The sequence below is a fragment of the Kocuria sp. NPDC057446 genome, assembly GCF_042802875.1.
GTDB lineage: Bacteria > Actinomycetota > Actinomycetes > Actinomycetales > Micrococcaceae > Kocuria.
Genome location: NZ_JBHVDI010000241.1, coordinates 1 through 3,597, shown reverse-complemented (window position 1 = coordinate 3,597; position 3,597 = coordinate 1). Strand labels below are relative to the sequence as shown.

Sequence of the window (3,597 nt, the reverse complement as noted above, 5' to 3'; positions counted from 1 at the left end):
GCCCGCCGCGACGTCCCGCGGCCGGCCGGGGAACCCGGGGTCGTCCGTGCCGCCCCCGGAGGAGTGCGGACCGGGGTCCGCGCCCCTCCGGGGGCCGGCCGGACCGTCAGCCGCCCAGGGCGTCCTCCGTGGCGAGCAGCAGCGTCTCCTCGGTCCCGCGCACCCCGGCGCCGGGCGTGCGCTCGAGCGGGGCGCCGCCGCGAACGGCCGCGACGGCCTCCGCCTTGTCCGCCCCGGCCACGAGGAACCAGATGCGCTCCGCGCTGTTGATCATCGGCAGCGTCATGGTCACCCGCACCGGCGGGGGTTTGGGGGAGTCCTGCACCCCCAGCACGGTGGCGTCCTGCTCGTGCACGTGCGGGCGCCCCGGGAACAGGGAGGCCACGTGGCCGTCCGGGCCCAGGCCCAGCAGCGCGAGGTCGAAGCGGGGGAAGGACTGCCTCCGGTGCTCCGCGTCGGCCGCCGCCGCGAGCTCGCGCCGGTAGTCGAAGGCGGCGTCCTCGGCGGTGCCGAACTCGTCCGCGCTGCCCATGCGGTGCACCCGGTCCGGGTTCAGCGCGAGGGCGTCGCCCACGGCCTCGGCGGCCTGGACGCTGTTGCGCTCGGGGCTGTCCTCGGCCACGAAGCGCTCGTCCGACCACCACACGTCCACCCGCGACCAGTCGACCTGGTCCCGGCGGGCGGAGGCGGCGACGGCGGCGAGCACCGCGGTGCCCATGCTCCCGCCCGTGAGGACGAGGCTCGCCTCCCCGCGCTCCTCCTGCGCCGCCACGACCACGTCGAGGATCCGCTCCGCGGTCCGCGCGGCGAGGGACGCCTTGTCCGGGTGGGCGACGGTCTCCAGCTCGGCGCTCATGCGCGCTCCTCCCCGGGGGTGGGCACGGTCGGCGCGGCGGCCGCGGCCTCCGCGGTCTCCGGCCCGGCGGGGACCGGGTCCGCGGCGGCGGGCACCGTCCGCGCCGGGTCCTGCGGATCCGGGAGGCTGCCGCCGTGCTCGGCCAGGAACCGGGCGGCGCCGGGGGTGAGCTCACCGGTCGTGTCCACGATCTGGGCGATCCGGACGTCCCGCAGACCGGTGGTGACCACCTCGCCGTAGACCTCGTCGGGGTCCAGGCGCCGGAGCTCCTCGGCGATGCAGGCGTTGAGGTCCCGCACGGGCATGGCGATCTGCTGGTCGGGCTGGCCCGGCTGCCGCAGCATCGCCACGGACCGTCCCGGGCGCTCCAGCACGATCTCGCCGTCGTCCCGGACGAGGGTCACCCGGTCCAGCCGGCGGGGCCCGGGGTTGTTGACCAGCGTCACGTCGGCGTCGAGCCGGGTGCCCAGCCACGTGCCGAGCAGCACCACGCTGGGGGAGCGGCCGCACCCCTCGACGACGACCTCGCGCACGGGCGCGGGCTCCGCCTGGTCCAGGACCGCGGCCAGCTGGATCCGCCAGTTGGTGACCCGTGTCCAGGCCAGGTCCGTGTCGCCGGGCAGGTACCGGCCGCTGAGCTCGGCGAGGGCCTCGAAGGCGTCGTCGCTGCGCGCGGAGTCCGTGATCCGCCGGTGGGCGATCCCGGCGATCGACGAGGTGTGGGGCGAGGGCGGCGGCACGGTGTGCGCCCACCAGGCGACGATCGGGGCGTCCGGCAGCAGCAGCGCGGAGAACAGGGTCTCCGTGGGCTCGGCGAGCTCGCCGTAGCCGTGCAGCACGATGACCTCCGAGGCGCCCGCGTCACCGCCCATGCGCAGCTGCGCGTCCAGCCGGGTGCTCTCGGCCTGCGAGTGCGCCACGTGCACGAGGATCCGGCACGGGTGCTCGTGGCTCGCGAAGTTCGCCGCCTCGAGGGCGGCCTCGGAGTGCCCGGCCTGCGCCAGGATCACGAGCGTGAGGACCCGGCCGAGCGTCACGACGCCGTGCTGGTCCCGCAGCAGGTTCAGCTTCTTGTCGATGGCCGAGGTGGTGGTGTTCTCCATCGAAACGATCACGGTCGCCTCCAGACTCGTCCGTCGCGGGCCAGCAGCTCGTCGGCGGCGGCGGGTCCCCAGGACCCGGGCGCGTAGGGCTCCGGCATGATCTCCTGCTCCGCCCAGCACTCCTCGAAGGGGTCGAGGATCCGCCAGGACAGCTCGACCTCCTCGTGGTTCGGGAACAGGGGTGGCTCCCCGAGCAGCACGTCGAGGATCAGGCGTTCGTAGGCCTCCGGGCTGGACTCCGTGAACGAGTGGCCGTAGCCGAAGTCCATCGTCACGTCCCGGATCTCCGACTGCGTGCCGGGCACCTTGGAGCCCAGCCGGATGGTCACGCCCTCGTCGGGCTGGATCCGGATCACGATGACGTTCTGGCCGAGGTCCTCGTGGCCGTTGTCCCCGAACAGCAGGTTGGGCGAGTTCTTGAACTGCACGGCGATCTCGGTGACCCGCCGGCCCAGGCGCTTGCCCGCCCGCAGGTAGAAGGGCACGCCCGCCCACCGGCGGTTGTTGATGTCCAGGCGCAGGGCCGCGTAGGTCTCGGTGCGGGAGTCGGCGGGGATGTCCTGCTCCTCGAGGAAGGCCCGCACGCGCTCACCGCCCTGGAGCCCGGACCCGTACTGGCCGAGCGCCGAGTGCGCCGCCCGGTCCTCGGGGACGACGACGGAGGCCAGCACCTTGGCCTTCTCCGCGCGCATGTGGTGGGCCTCGAAGGACAGCGGCTCCTCCATGGCGGTGAGGGCCAGCAGCTGCAGCAGGTGGTTCTGGATGACGTCGCGGGCCGCGCCCACGCCGTCGTAGTAGCCGGCCCGGGAACCGATGCCGATGTCCTCGGCCATGGTGATCTGCACGTGGTCCACGAACTGTGCGTTCCACAGGGGCTCGAACATCTGGTTCGCGAAGCGCAGCGCCAGGATGTTCTGCACCGTCTCCTTGCCCAGGTAGTGGTCGATCCGGAACACCGAGTCCGCCGGGAACACCCGCTCGACGATGGCGTTGAGCTCCGCGGCGGAGTCGAGGTCGTGGCCGAAGGGCTTCTCGATGACCACGCGGCGCCACCCGGAGGCGTTCTCGTGCTGCGCCAGGCCGTGGTCGGCGAGCTGCTGGCAGACCGTCTCGAACGCCTTCGGCGGGATGGAGAGGTAGAACGCGTGGTTGCCGCGCGTCCCGGAGTGCACGTCGAGCTCCTTGAGCGTGGACTTGAGGGCCTCGTAGGCCTGGTCCTCGTCGAACTCGCCGCGCACGAAGCGGACGCCGGAGGCGAACTGGCGCCACACGTCCTCCTGGAACGGGGTGCGGGCGTGGGCCTCGACGGACTCGCGCACCACCTCCCGGAACTGCTCGTGCGACCAGTCGCGGCGGCCGAAGCCGACGAGCGCGAAGGACGGCGGCAGCAGCCCCCGGTTGACGAGGTCGTACATCGCCGGCAGCAGCTTCTTCTTCGCGAGGTCTCCCGTCACGCCGAAGAGCACGAGCGCCGACGGGGCGGCGACCCGGACGAGCCGCCTGTCCCTCGGGTCCCGCAGGGGATTGCGGGCGTTGTTGTCTGGCAACGGAACTCCTTCACGTCTCTGCGGGGCCGAGGCGCCCACGGGTCCTGCACGCGCAACGGTCGGCGCGGGAACTCCCGCGACGACCGTGGCG

3 protein-coding genes are annotated in these 3,597 nt (G+C 73.5%); all 3 read right to left on the bottom strand.

All coding sequences use genetic code 11. The annotated features are described in order from the left end of the window. Positions 1 to 106: 106 nt before the first annotated feature. From pgl to zwf, 3 genes are read right to left on the bottom strand one after another with little or no spacing between them, the layout of a single operon-like run. On the bottom strand, positions 107 to 856 hold the full coding sequence (pgl, locus tag ACFU0Y_RS17615) for a 6-phosphogluconolactonase (RefSeq protein WP_380216166.1): 750 nt from the start codon (positions 854 to 856) through the stop codon (positions 107 to 109). After that, positions 853 to 1,971, bottom strand: a complete 1,119-nt coding sequence (locus tag ACFU0Y_RS17610; protein WP_380216164.1) for a glucose-6-phosphate dehydrogenase assembly protein OpcA — start codon at positions 1,969 to 1,971, stop codon at positions 853 to 855. The genes pgl and ACFU0Y_RS17610 overlap by 4 nt, the downstream gene beginning before the upstream one ends. Next, a complete protein-coding gene (zwf, locus tag ACFU0Y_RS17605; protein WP_380216168.1) occupies positions 1,968 to 3,479 on the bottom strand; it encodes a glucose-6-phosphate dehydrogenase in 1,512 nt (503 codons plus the stop codon). The genes ACFU0Y_RS17610 and zwf overlap by 4 nt, the downstream gene beginning before the upstream one ends. Positions 3,480 to 3,597: the final 118 nt, after the last annotated feature.